The sequence below is a fragment of the Campylobacterota bacterium genome, assembly GCA_040752835.1.
Taxonomy (GTDB): domain Bacteria; phylum Campylobacterota; class Campylobacteria; order Campylobacterales; family Sulfurimonadaceae; genus Sulfuricurvum.
In genome coordinates this window covers 49822-67072 of sequence record JBFMGG010000008.1, presented here as the reverse complement: position 1 = coordinate 67072, position 17251 = coordinate 49822, and the positions used below count along the sequence as shown (strand labels likewise).

General features: G+C 55.6%; 17 protein-coding genes. 9 read left to right on the top strand and 8 right to left on the bottom strand.

Annotated features, from left to right (window positions below; all coding sequences use genetic code 11):
* Nucleotides 1-8 precede the first annotated feature (8 nt).
* From ribA to AB1763_10185, 4 genes are read left to right on the top strand one after another with little or no spacing between them, the layout of a single operon-like run.
* The gene (gene ribA / locus AB1763_10200; protein ID MEW5833195.1) at nucleotides 9-596 is read left to right on the top strand and encodes a GTP cyclohydrolase II; all 588 of its coding nucleotides are present in this window, start codon (nucleotides 9-11) and stop codon (nucleotides 594-596) included.
* Nucleotides 593-1171 carry a 16S rRNA (guanine(527)-N(7))-methyltransferase RsmG gene (gene rsmG, locus AB1763_10195; protein MEW5833194.1) on the top strand — a complete coding sequence of 193 codons (579 nt, stop codon included), beginning with the start codon at nucleotides 593-595 and terminating at the stop codon, nucleotides 1169-1171. The genes ribA and rsmG overlap by 4 nt, the downstream gene beginning before the upstream one ends.
* A gap of 2 nt (nucleotides 1172-1173) precedes the next feature.
* A complete protein-coding gene (locus tag AB1763_10190) occupies nucleotides 1174-1380 on the top strand; it encodes a PP0621 family protein (GenBank protein ID MEW5833193.1) in 207 nt (68 codons plus the stop codon).
* Between the two features lie 2 nt (nucleotides 1381-1382).
* Nucleotides 1383-1775 (top strand): hypothetical protein, encoded by a 393-nt coding sequence (locus tag AB1763_10185; GenBank protein MEW5833192.1) that lies wholly within the window; start codon nucleotides 1383-1385, stop codon nucleotides 1773-1775.
* Here the strand turns inward: AB1763_10185 and AB1763_10180 are convergent.
* Nucleotides 1768-2784: an alanine racemase gene (locus AB1763_10180; protein MEW5833191.1), complete on the bottom strand. Its 1017-nt coding sequence runs from the start codon at nucleotides 2782-2784 to the stop codon at nucleotides 1768-1770. The genes AB1763_10185 and AB1763_10180 overlap by 8 nt on opposite strands.
* A 49-nt stretch (nucleotides 2785-2833) precedes the next feature.
* Between AB1763_10180 and AB1763_10175 the strand changes: the two genes are divergently transcribed.
* On the top strand, nucleotides 2834-3844 hold the full coding sequence (locus AB1763_10175; protein ID MEW5833190.1) for an agmatine deiminase family protein: 1011 nt from the start codon (nucleotides 2834-2836) through the stop codon (nucleotides 3842-3844).
* Between the two features lie 319 nt (nucleotides 3845-4163).
* A complete protein-coding gene (locus tag AB1763_10170) occupies nucleotides 4164-6170 on the top strand; it encodes a TonB-dependent receptor (protein ID MEW5833189.1) in 2007 nt (668 codons plus the stop codon).
* Nucleotides 6171-6191: 21 nt separating this feature from the next.
* On the opposite strand, the gene AB1763_10165 is transcribed toward AB1763_10170, so the two are convergent.
* Nucleotides 6192-6749 (bottom strand): NUDIX domain-containing protein, encoded by a 558-nt coding sequence (locus AB1763_10165; GenBank protein ID MEW5833188.1) that lies wholly within the window; start codon nucleotides 6747-6749, stop codon nucleotides 6192-6194.
* Between the two features lie 13 nt (nucleotides 6750-6762).
* Complete coding sequence (locus AB1763_10160; protein MEW5833187.1) at nucleotides 6763-7956, bottom strand: peptidoglycan DD-metalloendopeptidase family protein; 1194 nt, start codon at nucleotides 7954-7956, stop codon at nucleotides 6763-6765.
* Between the two features lie 134 nt (nucleotides 7957-8090).
* Here AB1763_10160 and AB1763_10155 point away from each other — a divergent pair, with 134 nt between their 5' ends.
* From AB1763_10155 to AB1763_10145, 3 genes are read left to right on the top strand one after another with little or no spacing between them, the layout of a single operon-like run.
* A complete protein-coding gene (locus AB1763_10155; protein ID MEW5833186.1) occupies nucleotides 8091-8885 on the top strand; it encodes a plasminogen-binding N-terminal domain-containing protein in 795 nt (264 codons plus the stop codon).
* Between the two features lie 2 nt (nucleotides 8886-8887).
* A complete protein-coding gene (locus AB1763_10150) occupies nucleotides 8888-10273 on the top strand; it encodes an FAD-linked oxidase C-terminal domain-containing protein (protein ID MEW5833185.1) in 1386 nt (461 codons plus the stop codon).
* A gap of 48 nt (nucleotides 10274-10321) precedes the next feature.
* Nucleotides 10322-11086, top strand: coding sequence for a YihY family inner membrane protein (locus AB1763_10145; GenBank protein ID MEW5833184.1), 765 nt, complete (start codon nucleotides 10322-10324; stop codon nucleotides 11084-11086).
* On the opposite strand, the gene AB1763_10140 is transcribed toward AB1763_10145, so the two are convergent.
* From AB1763_10140 to AB1763_10120, 5 genes are read right to left on the bottom strand one after another with little or no spacing between them, the layout of a single operon-like run.
* Nucleotides 11033-12295, bottom strand: coding sequence for a ComEC/Rec2 family competence protein (locus AB1763_10140; protein MEW5833183.1), 1263 nt, complete (start codon nucleotides 12293-12295; stop codon nucleotides 11033-11035). The genes AB1763_10145 and AB1763_10140 overlap by 54 nt on opposite strands.
* Before the next feature lie 2 nt (nucleotides 12296-12297).
* On the bottom strand, nucleotides 12298-13749 hold the full coding sequence (locus AB1763_10135; protein MEW5833182.1) for a replicative DNA helicase: 1452 nt from the start codon (nucleotides 13747-13749) through the stop codon (nucleotides 12298-12300).
* A complete protein-coding gene (gene ispG / locus AB1763_10130) occupies nucleotides 13749-14810 on the bottom strand; it encodes a flavodoxin-dependent (E)-4-hydroxy-3-methylbut-2-enyl-diphosphate synthase (GenBank protein MEW5833181.1) in 1062 nt (353 codons plus the stop codon). Before ispG ends, AB1763_10135 begins: the two co-directional genes overlap by 1 nt.
* 30 nt (nucleotides 14811-14840) lie before the next feature.
* Nucleotides 14841-16691: a primosomal protein N' gene (locus AB1763_10125; protein MEW5833180.1), complete on the bottom strand. Its 1851-nt coding sequence runs from the start codon at nucleotides 16689-16691 to the stop codon at nucleotides 14841-14843.
* 34 nt (nucleotides 16692-16725) lie between these two features.
* Entirely contained in the window at nucleotides 16726-17166 is a 441-nt protein-coding gene (locus AB1763_10120) for a prepilin-type N-terminal cleavage/methylation domain-containing protein (protein MEW5833179.1), read from the bottom strand.
* Nucleotides 17167-17251 lie beyond the last annotated feature (85 nt).

Genomic DNA, 17251 nt, shown 5'->3' with positions numbered 1-17251 from the left:
ATTGCCCCATGAGTATGCAACCGACATTTGAAAAATCATCGATCGCCAATCTGCCGAGTAAATACGGCCGCTTCAAAATCCGCGTTTACAAAGAGGGGATCCAAGAACACCTCGCCATTTTCACCGAAGGGTTCGAAAATTCAGAAGCCCCCCTCGTGCGGATCCACTCCGAGTGCCTCACGGGCGATACGCTCGGAAGCATCAAATGCGATTGCAACAACCAGCTTCACATTGCCCTCAAAATGATCGCCGCAGAGGGGGGGCTGGTTATCTACCACCGCCAGGAAGGGCGCAACATCGGTCTGCTCAACAAGGTCAACGCCTACGCACTGCAAGACCAGGGGCGCAACACCATCGAGGCGAACGTGGAACTGGGGTTTGAGCCCGACCAGCGTACCTACGACGTCGTCCGCGAAATCTTTCACGATTTCGGTCTGACCAGAATCCGCCTGCTGACCAATAACCCCGCCAAGGTTTCCGTCGTCGAAAATCTCGACGTCGAGATCGTTCAACGGATCCCCGTCGTCATTGATCCCAATCCCCACAACGAGGGGTATCTGAAAGTGAAAAAAGAACAAATGGGGCATCTGTTTTGAGCCGTTTGCGTACCCTGATCGAACGGGCCGCCATTCCGGTCGAAGAATCCTTTTTCGAGAAAATCGAGCAGTACAAAGCGCTGCTGGCCAAATGGAACAAAATCCACAATCTCACGGGGGCCAAATCGGCCGATCAGATCGACGACTTCATCGTCGACGCATTGTTTCCGATCACCTTTCTTCCCCCGCTTAAAACTGCGATGGATATCGGAACAGGGGCCGGTTTTCCGGGAATGGTGCTCGCTATCGCCCTCCCCGCCACCCGGTTCACGCTCGTCGAACCGCTGAGCAAGCGGGCCAGTTTTCTGCAGTTCGTCAAAGCCGATCTGGGCCTCTCCAACGTCGAGGTCAAGGCGCTACGGGCCGAACAGCTGCCGAGCGCTCCGTACGATCTGGTCACCTCGCGCGCCGTTACCGATACCAAAATGCTGATGAAGCTTTCCGAGCCGTTTTGCGTTCCGGGAACCCTTTTGCTCTTTTACAAAGGGGAAAGAGTGTATGATGAAGTCGATGAAACGCTTGATTACAAGGTCATCGAAGCGGAAAACCGCCACTACCTGCTGATAAAGAGATAAATATGCTCAAACTGTTGCTGCTCGTCGGTGTCATCGCCGCCGTTTATTTCATCTTTTTCAAAAAAAAGAGCCTGACCCCGCCTCCCGCAGACAAAATGCAGGATGAAGCGATGGTTCCGTGCGCCAAATGCGACACCTATGTCCAGGTCAAAGAGGCCTTTATGAAAGAGGGCAAATACTATTGCTCCCGAGAGTGTATGGAGGATTGACGATGGTACTCTTCGGTCACCCGCACGTCCCTTCGGAGCGTTTTTACCACATCGAATCGATTGAAGCGGTCCGGCATACCCCGGCCAATTCGGTCGTGGCACTCTTTTTTAGCCCCGCAAATCTTGATATTATCCGCTATCTCAAAGACAACAGCGTCCGTTTCGCCCTTTTCGTCGACAATCAAGGCGATGCCGTCATTGCCGAAAACCTTCGGGCTTCCTACCTCATCGTCAATCCCAAAGCAGGATCGGCCATCCAGAGCGTCGCCGAACATTACCTGTTCGACGCCAAAGTACTCGGCTACATCGATGATCCCCAAAGGCTCGAAGAACTGATCGACCTCCGCCTTGACGGAGCCATTTTCCCCGAAGCAATTATCAAGGTGACTACTTAGTCCACCGGCGTTCAAGACTCTTGTCGAGGCAGGCTAGGATTTCGTATCCGATAGTCCCCACCGAGCGGGCATAGCCATTGGCGTTGTCAAACACCAGCAGCTCCTCGGCGTCGCTGGCGAATACTGCGTTGTCCATCGAAATGCGTCCCCGCAGCGCGATCCCCTGCGGCGTCGTATAGCGGTTCGAGGCCAGACGGTCAAGCCCGTTGGCGTATCCCAGATCGTACGTCGATACCACTTCATCCGTCGCGGCTTCATATATCCCGTTATAACCGATTCGCTCCCCTTTTTTGAGCACGCGCGTCGCGATCCGTTTTCCCCACAGCGACAAAACCGGTTTGAGCGGCGGCGTTTCGAGTCCTTTGTCCATTTCCAGGCATCCGTAAAGGGCGATCCCTACCCGCGCCATATCATCGGTACATTCAGAACTTCGGAACGTCCCGGCCGAATTGGAGAGATGAAATCGGGGGCTCCATCCGTAGGAAGCCGCCAGGGTACGCGCCGTTTCTTTGAGCGAATCGAACGTTCGCCGCTGCCAGAACCATTCGCTGCTGAGGGTCTCCGCGCTGCGCAGATGGCTCATCACCCCGACGCATTCGAGCTTCCCGAGAGCCATTTTTTCAAACGCTTCGGCAAGCTGGGAAGGGGCAATGCCGTTGCGGTGCATCCCCGTGTCGATTTTCAGTTCAACCCGTGTCCCGGGAAGGAAGTGTGCGATCTCTTCGAGTGAATTGAGTGCGTAACTGAATTTGGGGTTCAGGCGGGTTGCGGTATCGGCAAGGATCAATATCCGTTCGAAAAACGGTTCGATTTCCAACGCCTCGGCTTCGGTCCGTACGACCGCATCGTTGACGCCGTACGCGGCGGCGGCTTCAGCAACCGCGACCGCACCGTGTCCGTAAGCGTTGTCTTTGAGTACGACGGCGATTTTATCTTTGGCTCCAACTTGTTGTGCGATAATGTCAAGATTATGAATCAGTGCCTCGCGGCTGAGCGTAATGTATCCCATGGTATCCCTGCGGGTGATAGATGGCGCAATTATAGATCAAGGTAGTTTAATGCGATATTTTCCGGCCGAATTCGAACCCCAGAGTTTTGTCCAGCTCATTTTTCCCCATCCCCAAAGCGACTGGGCGCCGTATCTCGAAGAGGCACGTCAGACGTTCGTCAACATCGCCAACGCGGTTGCCCGCTACGAGCCCTGTCTCGTCGTCTGCGACGACGTCGAAACGGTTAAAGGGTATTTTCCCGATCAGACCAACCTTATTTTCGTCCCCTACCAAAGCGACGATACCTGGGCGCGCGACTGCAGCGCGCTCACCGTCATCGACGAGGAGGAAGACGAGCCGCTGCTGCTCGACTTCACCTTCACCGGGTGGGGCGGGAAATTCGACGCGTCGCGCGACAATGCGATGAGCGCGGCCCTTGCGCCGATTTACGGCGCGCGGATGGAGAAGGTCGACCTGATTTTGGAAGGGGGCGGCGTCGAATCCAACGGCGCGGGATCGCTGCTGGTCACCTCCGAATGCCTCCTCAATCCCAACCGCAACGCCCATCTTTCCAAAACGCAGACCGAAGCGATCCTCAAGCAAGAGTTCGGTGTTGAACAGATTTTGTGGCTGAACCACGGCTACCTCGCAGGCGATGACACCGACAGCCACATCGATACCCTCGCCCGCTTCATCGATACCGATACGATCCTCTACGTCCAATGCGGCGACACCGAAGACGAGCACTACGAAGCGCTGAAAAAAATGGAAGAAGAGTTAAAGGCGCTGCGGGATTTGGACGGCGAACCGTTCAATCTGATCGCACTGCCGATGTGTACGCCCGCCTATTACGAGGGCGAGCGGCTGCCGGCAACCTATGCGAATTTTCTCATTATCAACGATGCCGTGCTGCTGCCGGTCTACAACGACCCGCACGACGCCGAAGCGGTCGAAATCTGCCGCAAGGCATTCAAAGGGCGCGACATCGTCCCCATCGACTGTTCGATCCTGATCCGCCAGCACGGCTCTCTCCACTGCGTCACGATGCAGTTTCCCGAAGAAGTTTCACTCCGTTTTTGATGCTCACACTGCCGGCTTTGCCGGCAATGAGCTCGTCAGCCGAGGGCTCACGCGATCCTGTCGCTTTTTCTCAACCCGATTTTACCCCCCCCCCTAAAGCTTCTCGCATCTTCCGGATGCGGGAGGAATCATCGACCGAATTGCTTATTTAAAGAGGATGCTGAAGCCGGTGTAGAGGAAGTACCCCGAAGCGGCGAAGAGTAAAACGGTAAAAAGTAGACGTCTGTAAGTCGGTTTCATGGCCGCAAGTATAGCAATTTAACACTAATGTAACACTTCTTTCCTACACTGTCTTCCTATTTACTGAAGGATTTAGCGTATGAAGAAATTTACCCTCCTTTCGGTAGCGGCCGTTGCTGCGCTGGCTACCGAACCCGTCACGATCCAGAAAATCACCGTCGAGGCGACTGCGCCCAAAGGTGATACCCAGAGTATCAGCGCCGATGAAATCGTCAAGTTTTCACGCCAGAGCGATCTGGGGGAAATGCTCTCGGGGGCCCTCCCCGAAATCACCCACGTCCGGACCAGCGCCATCGGCAATGATATCGTCCTGCGCGGTTTTAAACGCGACAACCTCAACGTCACCATCGACGACGCCAAAGTATGCGGCGCCTGTCCCAACCGGATGGACCCGCCGGCAATGCACGTCTCTTCCAGCCAGATCGCATCGGTCGAAGTCAAGGAAGGGCCGTTCGACGTCACCCAGTTCGGCAGCCTCGGCGGAGCGATCAACGTCGTGACCAAAGACCCTTCCAAAGGGGTACACGGGGAAGTCTCCGCAACGCTGGGCAGCTTTGACTACCGCAAAGTCGGCGCCACCCTCGAAGCGGGGAACGATACGGTCCAGGCCCTGGTCGGGTACAGCCGCGAAACGAGCGGCCAGTACAAAGACGGCGACGGCAAAACGATGGCGGAACAGGCCGACAGCGCCACTACCGCCGGACAGCGTTACTCGGCCGCGCACAAAAACGACGATGCCTATGAGCGTCAGAATTTCTGGACCAAAATCGTCGGCAACATCGGCGACAACCAGAAACTCACCCTCAGCTATTTCGGGGACCGCGCGGACAACGTCCTGTATGCACGCTATCCGATGGATGCGCTGATGGACGATACCGATATGTTCAAAGCCAAATACCAGATCTTCGGCCTTGGCAGCTATTCGGATGAGCTGCTTATCGAAGCGTACCACTCCAAAGTCAAACACGATATGGGAACCGATTTCAGAGCCGGAGCGACCAGCCCTGCGGCCACAATGGTTTCCCTGGTCGATGCGACGATCAAAGGGGTACGTGCCGAAAACACCGCCTCCGTGGCTGAAGCCGACGTCACCCTCGGGATCGACCTCTCGACACGCAACTGGAACGGGACCAAAGGGACACGGGTCAACCCCTACGCACAGATTCAAATCCCCGATGCCGATACCGACAACGTCGGTATTTACGCCAAAGCGGTCAAAACGTTCGGCGCACTCGACGTGAGCGGGGGGCTACGCTACGACGATACGAGCGTGGATGCCGATCAGGCCCTCATGGCTGCGGCCAAAGACCGTGATTACGACAACATCAGCGCCAACCTTCTGGGACGCTACCACTACAGCGCCAACGGCAACCTCTTCGTCGGAGCCGGGCAATCGGTCCGCGTTCCCGATGCGCGCGAGCTCTATTTTAAAGACATGGGGAACACCAACCTCAACGAAACGATCAACCGCGAAGTCGATGCGGGGGTAGAACACACGTTCGGTAATCTTCACCTCAAAGGGACCCTGTTCTACAGCGATCTCAAAGATTACATCTATGCTTACAAAGTGGCCGGTTCAACCACATCGTTCGCCAATATCGACGCGCGCATCGTCGGTGGCGACATCAGTGCCGACTATGCGCTTAACCGGGAATGGAGCATCGAATCGGGCGTCGCCTATCAGCGTGGGAGCAAAAAAGACACCAACCAGCTCGATGCTCTGGCCACACTGCCCCAAACCGACAAAGACCTTGCCGACATTCCGCCGCTCAAAGGGCGTGTAGCGCTGGTATTCAACGATGAACGCCACTACGCCGAAGCCGAATGGATTGCCGCCAGACACCAGACGTACGACGAAAACAACGGCGAACAGGCGATCGGCGGTTACGGTATTCTGAACCTCAAATACGGTACCGATTTCAACAACGGCTTCTCCCTGAGTGCGGGGATCAACAACTTTTTCGACCGCACCTATGCCGTCAGCAACAGCTACATCGGCCTGACCACCATCATGGAAGGAGCGCAACCCCTGGTACTCAACGAACCGGGACGCAACTTCTACGCAACCCTCAGCTACAAATTCTGACTTTCCCCCTGGCGGGGAATCCTACCGCTTCTTCTCGAAAAACCACGAAAAACCGAACATCAGTCCCGGCGTCTTCGCCTTTGTTTCATCCATCGCAAACGCTTTGGCTTCGGAGAGCGGAATCTCGACGACTTCGATCGATTCGACCTCGATTCCCCCTCCTTCACTGACCTTCATCCCATCGTTCACGACGGCGTAATACAAGGTCTGCACCGAACCGGCAAAGCCGACCGCCGTATAAAACGACGTCACCCTCTCGATCGCTTCAAGCGGAACGTCGTAGCCGCACTCTTCGAGGATCTCCTCGTGGGCTATTTTTTGGAGCGGTTTGTCTTTGTCCACGATCCCGGCACACAATTCATAGGTATAGCCGTCGCGGTTTTTGAGATACACGGGGGGACGGAATTGACGCACGACGATGAGGGAGTCGTGCTCTTCATGGAACAAAAGGATCGCCACGCTGTCGTGGACCTCGACCATGTCCCAGGTTTTGACGGTGCCGTCCTGGCGATAGGAAAGCCGTTTGGGCTTGACGTAATCGGATTTCTCGCACGGCAGTACCGTAATATCCTGTATCATCGGAAAACCTCGCTTAGAACGGTTTGGGTTTGAGCGTCTCGGTGTCTACGTAATAGGTCTCGTGAAAATCGAAATAGGGTTTGCGAACCGGTTTTTTGGTCAATGCGGCTTTGAACTCCCGATCCATTTTGTTCCGGATCGCCTTGAACGCTTTGGCCTCTTTTCCACTGAATCCTTCGGTTTTTTTCTTCATGACGGTAAGCGGGTCGATCGGGGTACTTCCCCGGTACATCCCAAAATGGAGGTGAGGGCCCGAAGAAAGTCCCGTTGAGCCGACGTAGCCGATGATCTGTCCCTGTTTCACCTTCGACCCGGATTTGATCCCCGACTTGAACGATTTTTGGTGGGCGTAGAGGCTTGTGAGGCCGTTGGAATGACGGATTTTGATCGTTTTCCCGTAGCCGCGCGAATAGCCCGCAAAACTGACCCGACCGTCCCCGGTAGAGAGGATCGGCGTACCCGGGCGGGCTCCGAAATCGACCCCGAGGTGGGCGCGATAACGTTTCAGGACGGGGTGGAAACGGCTTTTGGTGAAACGCGACGTAATCCGGGGATTGCGCATCGGAAGTTTGAAAATGAATTTTTCGTACTGCGCCCCTTTTTCATCGTAATAGCGTCCGTCGGTGTGGCGGTAAACGGCGTACCGTTTTCCCCCGACTTCAATCATCGCGCCGTGGACTTCGGGCATCGAGAACGGTTTGCCCAAACGGTACTTCTGGGTATAGACCATCACGATCGGATCTCCTTTTTTGATCCCTTTACGGAAATCGACCCGCCCTTTGAACATTTTGACGAAGACCGAAGCGAGATTTTTCGACCCGGTCGTTTTGAGGATATCGTCATAAGGAATCGTCTGCAGCGGGAGGTAGAGGGTCTCTTTGAACTCTTCGCTGATAATCGGGATCACCTTCATCTTGTACCCTTTTTTCGGCACGTAATAAATCTGCAGCTGCAGCTCGTCATTGACGGGGATCAGGATCTGACGGATGATGTTCTTGCGGTCGACGAGCAACTGGCAGTTGGCGTTGTAAGGGATGTCCTCGGTCAGTTTCTGGTCTTCCTTGTCCATATTGTAATAGACCGAAAGAGGGAGTTTTTTGCGTTCCAGAAAACTCAAAAAACTCTCTCCGTCTTTCCATTTGAACGGTTTGACTACGGCACCGAAAAGGAGCATGGGCAACAATAACAACGCGAAAAAACGACCCATTCTCATCCTTCGGCAATCTACGTTCCCCGCACCGTCGCGCGGAGAAAAAAGAAATAAATAATAGCAAAAATTCCATTTACAAAGACGTGTTAAGCTATAATCGCCCTTATTTACTCTACGAAAAGGTTACCATGATGCGCATCTGGTTTATTTCACTGGTCACATTCGGCGCCCTCGGCGCTTCCCCCATCTCCACTCCGCTGATTGACGTACAAAACGACCGTGCGGCCGTCATGGGCAAAGAGCTTCGTCCCGGCATGAGCGGATTCATCGTCCGCCATCTCGACGCCGCGCACAGCACGATCATCGCCAATGCCCTCGTCGAAGAGAGCAATCCCGCCAATGGCCGCGCGCTGCTGCGCCTGAGCGAATACGACGGCATCCACCAAGACTCGCTCCCCGGCGGAAACTGGCAACCCAGAGCCGACGATGCGGCGGTGCTGGGATACGACTATTCGCGGGCGATGCTCATCGCTCCCAACGACGACACCTACGATGCGATCACCAAAAGCATGAGCGGCGTGGAATGGGTACACCCCGACATTTTTACCGCCTATCTCTCCCGGGAAGGGCACCCTACCCCCACGACCGAGGATTTTCACCGCTACTGCACCGCCAACTCGATCGGACTGCTCTACGTTCAGAGCGCCGAAACGCTCTTCACGCTCGACTGCAAAAGCTTCACCTATCTTCAAAACACCCCTTCACGGTCGGTATCGGAAAAAAGCATGACACCGTTTTATACCCGCGTCCCGACCATCCGGGCGGCATGGTTCGGCGAGGGAAGCTCACGTATGGAGAGTTACGAACCCCATTATCTCGAAGCGATCGTTTTAAACAATCCCAAGAATCGTGAGCTATATGAGTTGTTCAAAGCGAAATTTAGCGATAAAAGTGCACTATTGCGCCATTTCGACCTGAAGGAATAATGATGCTCTCACCCAGCGCAATCGAATTTTTTACCCGCCTTTTGGGGCAGGAGAACGTCTACGCCGACAAAGCCCACCTTATCGCCTACAGCTACGACGCGACCCGCGAACGGTTCGAACCCGACGCCGTCCTTTTCCCGCGTCATGAACAAGACGTCAGCGATATTTTAAAATACTGCAACGAACACCGTATCGTGATCGTTCCGCGCGGTGCGGGAAGCGGATTCACCGGCGGCGCCCTTCCGGCGCACGGCGGCATCGTACTAGCGTTCGAAAAGCACATGAACAAAATCCTCGAAATCGACATGCAAAACATGGTTGCCGTCGTTCAGCCGGGGGTCATCAACAAAGACCTCCAGCGCGCCGTCGAGGAAGTGGGGCTGTTTTATCCGCCCGATCCCGCCAGCCAGGAGTATTCGACGATCGGGGGGAACGTCAACGAAAACGCGGGGGGCATGCGCGCCGCCAAGTACGGCATCACCAAAGACTACGTCATGGCGATCCGTGCGGTCCTTCCCAACGGGGACGTCATCAAAGCGGGCAAACGGACGATCAAAGACGTCGCGGGATACAATATCGCAGGAATCCTGATCGCTTCGGAAGGGACGTTGGCGGTCACCACCGAAGTGACCCTCAAACTCCTCTCCAAACCCAAAATGACCAAAACCGCGATGGGCATCTTCCCCACCGTCAAAGACGCAATGGAAGCAGTTTACAAAACGATGGCCAGTGGAGTTACCCCCGTGGCGATGGAGTTTCTGGACAATCTCACCATCCGCGCGGTGGAGCAGGTATACTCCAAAGGCCTTCCGGTCGAGGCGGGAGCCATCCTCGTCACCGACGTCGACGGCAATCTCGAAGAGGATCTTGACTTCCAGCTGGACGTGATCGAACGGGTATTCCGTGAAAACGGATGCAGCGACTTTCGGATCGCCAAAAACCAGCAGGAGGCTTCGGATTTGTGGTTTGCCCGCCGTAACGCGAGCCAGTCGCTTTCGGTCTACGGAAGCAAAAAACTCAACGAGGATGTCACCGTTCCCCGCTCCGCGCTCCCCGAGCTACTGGAGAAATTCTACGCCATCGCCGACAAATACGGCATCAAGATCCCCTGCTTCGGCCATACTGGGGACGGTAACGTCCATACGAACGTCATGGTTGACGGCAAAGACCCCGAACAGGTCAAAATCGGCTACAAAGCCATCGAAGAGGTGTTCCAGGCGACGGTCGACCTGGGAGGGACGCTCAGCGGCGAGCACGGCATCGGACTGGCCAAAGCCCCTTACATGCACATGGCTTTCACCCCCGAAGAGATGGCCCTGTTCCAGTCGATCAAGCGCGCTTTCGATCCCAACAACATTCTCAACCCCGCCAAGATGGGACTCGAATAACGGATGGATTACCGAATGGCATGGCGGCGAACGCGGCTTTTTTTTCTTATGCTCTTCGACCGTGACATCACGGTATACGCCTCCAGCCTCAGTTTCTACACGATTTTTACGGTCGTCCCGCTGTTGATCATTTCGCTGAGCCTCATCGCCAACGTCCCCGTTTTCGAAGAGCAATACGCCAAAATCCAGATTTTCATTTTCGAAAACATCATGCCGGTCCATACCGCGGCGATTGCGGGGTATCTTGAATCGTTCTTCCAGAACTCGGTTCAGCTGGGGATCATCGGGTTTACGACGATGGTCGTCTCGTCGATGCTGTTTTTTCAGAACTTCGAAAACATCGCCGAAAAGATTTTCAAAGCCCCTCCCCGCCGATTCTGGGATGCGCTCACCACCTACTGGACCCTCATCACCCTTACCCCGATCGTCCTGATCACGTCGATGAGCCTGCGTTCGTACATTCAGACCTCTTTTGGCAGCGAATGGATCGCCACCGTATTGTCGGTTTTCCCTTTCCTGCTGTTGTGGGGGATTTTTTTCATCATCTACAAAATCGCCATCAACGCCGAAGTCTCCACGAAAGCGGCGGCGTTCAGCTCGTTCATTGTCGCCCTTGTCTGGGGAATCGCCAAAAACAGTTTTGTGCAGTACGTTTTTATGAACCATACGTACGCAACGATGTACGGTTCGTTTTCCTCGCTTATCTTTTTCTTCCTGTGGATCTACGTCTCGTGGATCATCGTCATCTACGGGATGAAACTATGCTATCTGATAAACCGCGCCGCCAAACACCGCACCGCCCATCGCCCCTAACGCCCAAAACGCCTCTTTTCGAACCATTGCCGCAAGGGCGAGAACGACGCTAGCAATCCCCGTCCACATCGGAACGTACACCGTCCGTACGTCCCCCCATTCGAACAGCGCGATCAGATAAGGGTCAAACCACGACGCCCACGGGGTGAGATGCAGCGCCGCTACAACCGGATAATAGAGATTGAACAGCAGCGCCAGCGGAATCGAGGCGATGTGGGCCCAACCGAACGTCCCGAAAACCGCGAGTGAAACGGGGAGCAGTACGAGATAGCACCATACGTGCAACGCCAAAAAAATCTGCCACGCCTTCCAGTGTTCGTAATGGCGGAGAAAGACGAAAATCGACAGCACGCCCAATGCCGAAAACCAGAATCCCAGCGCAAAAAAGAGCCTCGGCCAAAACGCCAGTAACAAAACGACCGCGATGAACAGGGTCTGAAATGAAACGATCCGTATGCCGCGGTCGTACAGCCAATACCCCACGACGAGCATCCCGAAAGCGCGCACCATTGCGGGATTGAATTCCAACGCCCACAAATAGGCGAACAACACGGCCGCCACGACCGCAAAAAGGTCCCGGTTACCGTGACGGTAGGGAAAATAGCGGCTTTGCACCCATCCGTAGGGCCTGCGCAAGAGGAAATAGACGATCAGGGTGATGATGCCGTAATGGTAGCCGCTGATGGAGAGGATATGGCTCAGGCCCATTGCGCCGACGAGTTCCTGAAGCTCCTGCGAAAATGGGGTTGCAACGAAAAGCGCCCCGTAAAGCTCTTGCATCCAGACATCTTCGTGCATCGCGGCGATGGCCCTGTAGCCTCTTTCCTTGAGGCTCAGCGGCGGATAGACCTCTTCGATCGTCACGCGGGCCCGCCCTCCCCGCAGATAATCGAGAAACGTCAGCCGGTCGGTTTGAAGTTCCAGCAAAACTTCCCGCCCCCGCAAATCCCGCAAATACGGGCTCATTGCGCTGCGTAGGGTCATTCCCCCCTCAAGACGGAATTTGATGGACGTTTTCGGGACGTTGCCGATCAGCCGGACTTCCTGATCGACGACCGATGCGCGGACCAGAGGATCGTCGAAACGGGTCAGTCCGCGGTAGCCGTGATATTCCCACGCAAGGGAGAAAAAAGCGATGAGGAGAACGAATGCGGCAAACACCAAAGCGCCGGAGCGATCGAACAATTCGACCCGCTCCAGCACCCGCATCGCTAAATCACCGGCATTGAGACGATTTCGTCTCCCCCGACGTTCATCGTCGCACTCTTCATGTCGATGTTTTCATACACGATCTGCGCGGCACCGAATGTCGGACGGTCGACGAACCGGGTGAATTTCTTCTGGAACATCAGCTTCACATGGCCCGTAGGACCGTTACGCTGCTTGCCGATGATGATCTCGGCTTCTTCTTCTTCTTTTTCGACATATTTGGAGATGAACTCTTTGCCCGAAGCGATCGCCTCTTTTTCGCGCTCTTTCTCCTCTTTGTAGAGGTAGACGTCGTTCCGGTAGACGAAAAGGATGATGTCGGCGTCCTGCTCGATCGATCCCGACTCGCGGATGTCGCTGAGCATCGGACGTTTATCGGCGCGCGATTCGAGACTTCGGTTGAGCTGCGAGAGGGCGACGATGGGGATCCCGAGCTCCCGCGCCAGCATTTTAAGTCCCCGCGAAATCTCGCTCACCTCGAGGTGCCGGTCTTTGCCCCCGGTGCCGTTCATGATCTGGAGGTAGTCGATGACGGCGAGTTCGATCTCGGGATGGCGCGACTTGAGTTTGCGCAGCTTCGAGCGCAGCTGATGGATGTTCACCGATCCGTGGTCGTCGACGAAGAGCTTGGAATGGCGCATTTTCTCCACCGCATCGTTCAGCCGTTTCCACTCCTCGGCGTTCATGTCTCCGACCCGCAGCCGTTGCAGCTGAATCGAGGTCTGGACGCTGAGCAGACGCAGCATCAATTGCTCGGCGGGCATCTCGAGGGAGAAAAAGGCGACCCCGCTCCCCTTGTCGAGGAGGTTTTGGACCATGTTCAGGGCAAACGAGGTTTTCCCCATCGCCGGACGCGCCGCGATGATGACCAAATCCCCCTTCCCGAATCCCGTCGTCATTTTGTTCAGCTCCGCATACCCGGTATCAACCCCTACAAGAACAGCGTCGCCGCGTGCTTTCATCTCCTCGATGTAGCGCATCGTCTCGTCCGTTACCGTCGGGGCATCCTTGAAATCGGTCGCCTGCGAACTTTGGGTGATTTCGTAGAGTTTTTTCTCGACGAGATCGACCACATCGCTCCCCCCCAGTTCCTCTTCGAGGGTTACCCGCTTGATTTCGGTCGTCAACGTCAACAAATGGCGCTTGATCGCTTTGTCTTTGATCTCCTGCACGTAGGCTTTGGTATTCGCGATCGGGTTGGCGGTGAGGATCTCGACCATCACCCGCTCGTCGAACTGCCCTTTGGCGTTCAGCTCTTTTTTGATGAACTCCTCGTCGATGGGAAGGTCGCGATGGGAGAGGGAAAGCATCGCACGGTAAATCTCCTGATGCGCCGCGAGATAGAAATCTTCGGGGCTCAGAACCGCTTCGAATTCGTCGAACTGCGAAGGGTCGAAAACGATCGAACTGAGGACCGAGCGTTCAAAGGCCAGGTTGTATAAAGATTCTTCCATTATTCCTCTTCCTTCGCCATTTTTTCCACCTCTTCCACAAACCGGTCAACAAGCTTGTCCTCGTCGAGACGGGCGACCACTTCGCCCTTGACCATTACAAGACCCGATCCCTTGCCGTACGCGATGGCGACATCGGCATGTTTCGCTTCGCCGATCGCGTTGACGACACACCCCATGACCGAAAGATCGAGCGGTTTTTTGATGTGTTTGACTTTTGCTTCGATGACGCTGACCGCACTCACCAGATCGGCTTCAATCCTCCCGCAGGTCGGGCAGGAGATGATATTGGGACCCTCTTTGGCGACCCCGCTGTCTTTAAGGATGGCACGGCCTACCTTGATCTCCTCTTCGAGTTCCCCTGTAATCGAGACGCGCATCGTATCGCCGATCCCCTCCAGCAGCAGCGTCCCCAGCCCGATTGCGCTTTTGATCGTGGCATGAAAGACGGTCCCGGCTTCGGTTACCCCCAGATGGAACGGATAGTTGTTTTTCGGGCGCAGCAGCCGGTATGCTTCAACGGTGCGCTGAACATCGCTGGCCTTGAGGGAGACCTTGATGTCGGTAAAACCGAGATCTTCAAGAAATTTGATGTTGTATTCGGCCGAGGCGACCATCCCCTCCGCGCTCTGCCCGTAACGCTGTTCGAACTCTTTTTCCAGGCTCCCCGCGTTGACCCCGATCCGGATTGGAATGTTCCGTTCCTGACACGCTTTGACCACTTCACGGACCCGATTTTTCTCCCCGATGTTTCCGGGGTTGATCCGGATACAATCGACGCTTTCGGCGGCGATGAGGGCGAGCTTGTAATTGAAATGGATATCGGCGACGAGGGGGAGGGCGATCTGCTCCTTGATCGCTTTGAGGGCCAGGGCGTCCTCTTCATCCGGAACGGCTACCCGGACGATGTCGCATCCCGCGAAATGGAGACGGTTGATTTGCTCGACCGTGGCGGCGACATCCGCCGTGCGCGAATAGGTCATCGACTGCACCGATATCGGCGCATCTCCGCCTACTGCGACGTTTCCGACAAATATCTGTTTGGTTGGATAGCGTTTTATCATAGGGTGATTGTAGCTTCTTCGATGTTAATTTTACGTAAACTCAATCGGATCCATATCGATCTCGCACAACGGCGATTTGACGTATTTGAGTGCGCGGATAAGCTCGGTGCTTTTGTCGCTGCGCACCAAAATCTGGAAACGGTATTTGTTCCCGATCTTCTCGATCGCCGAGGGACCATAGCCGATTATCTCGACCGTTCCGATCCCCTCAAGAATTCTCAGCGCCTGCTCCATCTGCGTCTTCGCCTTGAGGCCGTTCTTGTCCGCATACAGCAGCCGGGCCAGTTTTTTGGTCGGGGGATAACGCCCTTCGCGCGCGCTGAGTTCTTCTTGCAAAAAGAGTTCGTAATCGTCCAGGTAACGGCGGAAAAAATGTTCGTTGAAACTCTGGACATAAACCGTCGCCTCCCCTTTTCGGCCGCTGCGTCCCGCGATCTGTATGAGCAGCGAAAGAGCCCTCTCGCGGGCACGGTAGTCGGCCTGCGCGAGAAGATTGTCGATCCCCATCACGACGGCAAGGGCAATATCGTGGTAATCGTGCCCTTTCGAGAGCATCTGGGTCCCGACGAGCAGGTCGATTTCACGGTTATTGAACGCTTTGAGGGTCTTGACCAGTTTGTTCTGGGTCGTTATTTTGTCCCGGTCGAACTGCGCAACCCGCAGTTCCGTTTCCAGGGCGGCGAAATGCTCCGCCGCCTCGGCGGTCCCCAGACGCGAGGTTTCGAGGGTGCCGCTTTGGCATTTGGGGCACACCGAGGGGATCATCTCGCTGTAACCGCAGTAATGGCATTTGAGGGCACGGGCATTTTTGTGCAGACTCATGCCGACGCTGCAAAACGGACACTCGACCCTGTAGCCGCACGTGCCGCACACGAGGTATTTGAAATTGGCTCGCGTCGGAATAAAAATGATCCCCTGATGCCCCTCACGGAAATTTTCACGCACCGCCTCGTCGATCGCGGGGCTCAGCGCCTCGATGGAGGGCTCGAATACGAACCGCCGCCGCGAACCGAAATACCCGCCGCGCAAACGGAAAGCGGGAAATTTCGCATAACTCGACAAACTCGGCGTGGCACTCCCGAGCACGACGGGGATCGACAATGTTTTGCCGATGTAAACCGCCATATCCCGGGCGTTGTAACGGGGGCGGGACGAGGATTTGTAACTCTCGTCATGCTCTTCGTCGACGACGATCAGCCCCAGATCACGGATCGGGAGGAAGAGGGCCGACCTCGGCCCCGCGATGATGCGGGCCAATCCGTTCCGGATCTTTTCCAGCGCCTCTTTTTTCTGTTTGGGGGTCATTTTCGAATGCCACAATACGACCCCCTCGCCGAAATGGTTCCGAAAACGCTTTTCCATCTGGGGGGTAAGGGAGATTTCGGGCAGCAGCAGGAGACACCGTTTCCGCAGGGAGAGCACCTCATCCATCCGCTTCATGTAAATCTCGCTTTTGCCCGCACCCGTATCCCCGAAAAGAAGCGACACGCTATGACGCCGGATAAACTCGAGCGCTTCGCCCTGCTTGGAAGAGAGGGTGATCGTCACCGGGGAATGGAAAGGCGGTTCGTCCGCTTCTTCTACCGTATCCCGGACCGCGTAGGGGACGAACAGGTTGAGTGCTTCGCCCAGCGAACACCCGTAGTACTCGGCCATAAAAGAGGCCGTCCGCAACTGTGCTTCGCCGAAGATTCCCCCTTCGCCGGCACTGATGCCGAGGGTTTCAAACGCCGGCTTCGGCACCGCCTCGATCACCGCCCCCTGCATGGATCGTCCCGAGAGGGTGACGCCGACCACTTCGCCGATGTCGAGCGGAGCATCGTGAGAGTAGGTCAGCGGCTCAAGCGGGGAGCCCAGCAGGGCGATGCGGTAAAAATGCACGTCGGTGTTTGCTTTGCAGGAAATTTTTGAGAACTCAATCGGTCAGACTCTGGCACAGCGCGGAAGCGCGATCGCACGAGAACGTACCGTTCGCACGGGTATAGGTAAACGTCGCCGTCCCTCCGGCCGCCTGATACGTGTAGGTATTCGCCCCCGTTTTCATCCAGTGGCCGGGGGTGTTCGCCGATACGATCCCGTACGTCAGTATGCCGTTGTTGTTAAACAGCGTCACCCCTTCGGTGTTTTCGGCCGCGGCGTCAAGCGATGCGATAAAAGTGGTGTCCCCCGTCAGTAAACGTCCCTGCCGTTCGCTGATGATCCCGGCACGTATCGCGGCGACGTCGCTACGCCCTTTGGAGACGTGGGCGTCATCCCGGGTCGCCCCGAGCCTGGGTATGGCGATGGCCGCGAGGATTCCCAGCACAACGATCACAAAAACCAGTTCGATCATCGTAAACGCATTTCTATTTTTCATCGGTATCACCTGTTTCTGAGGCTAAAAAGTGGAATCGACCTATCCATTCACCGGGAATTATACATGTAGATTACACTTTCGAAAG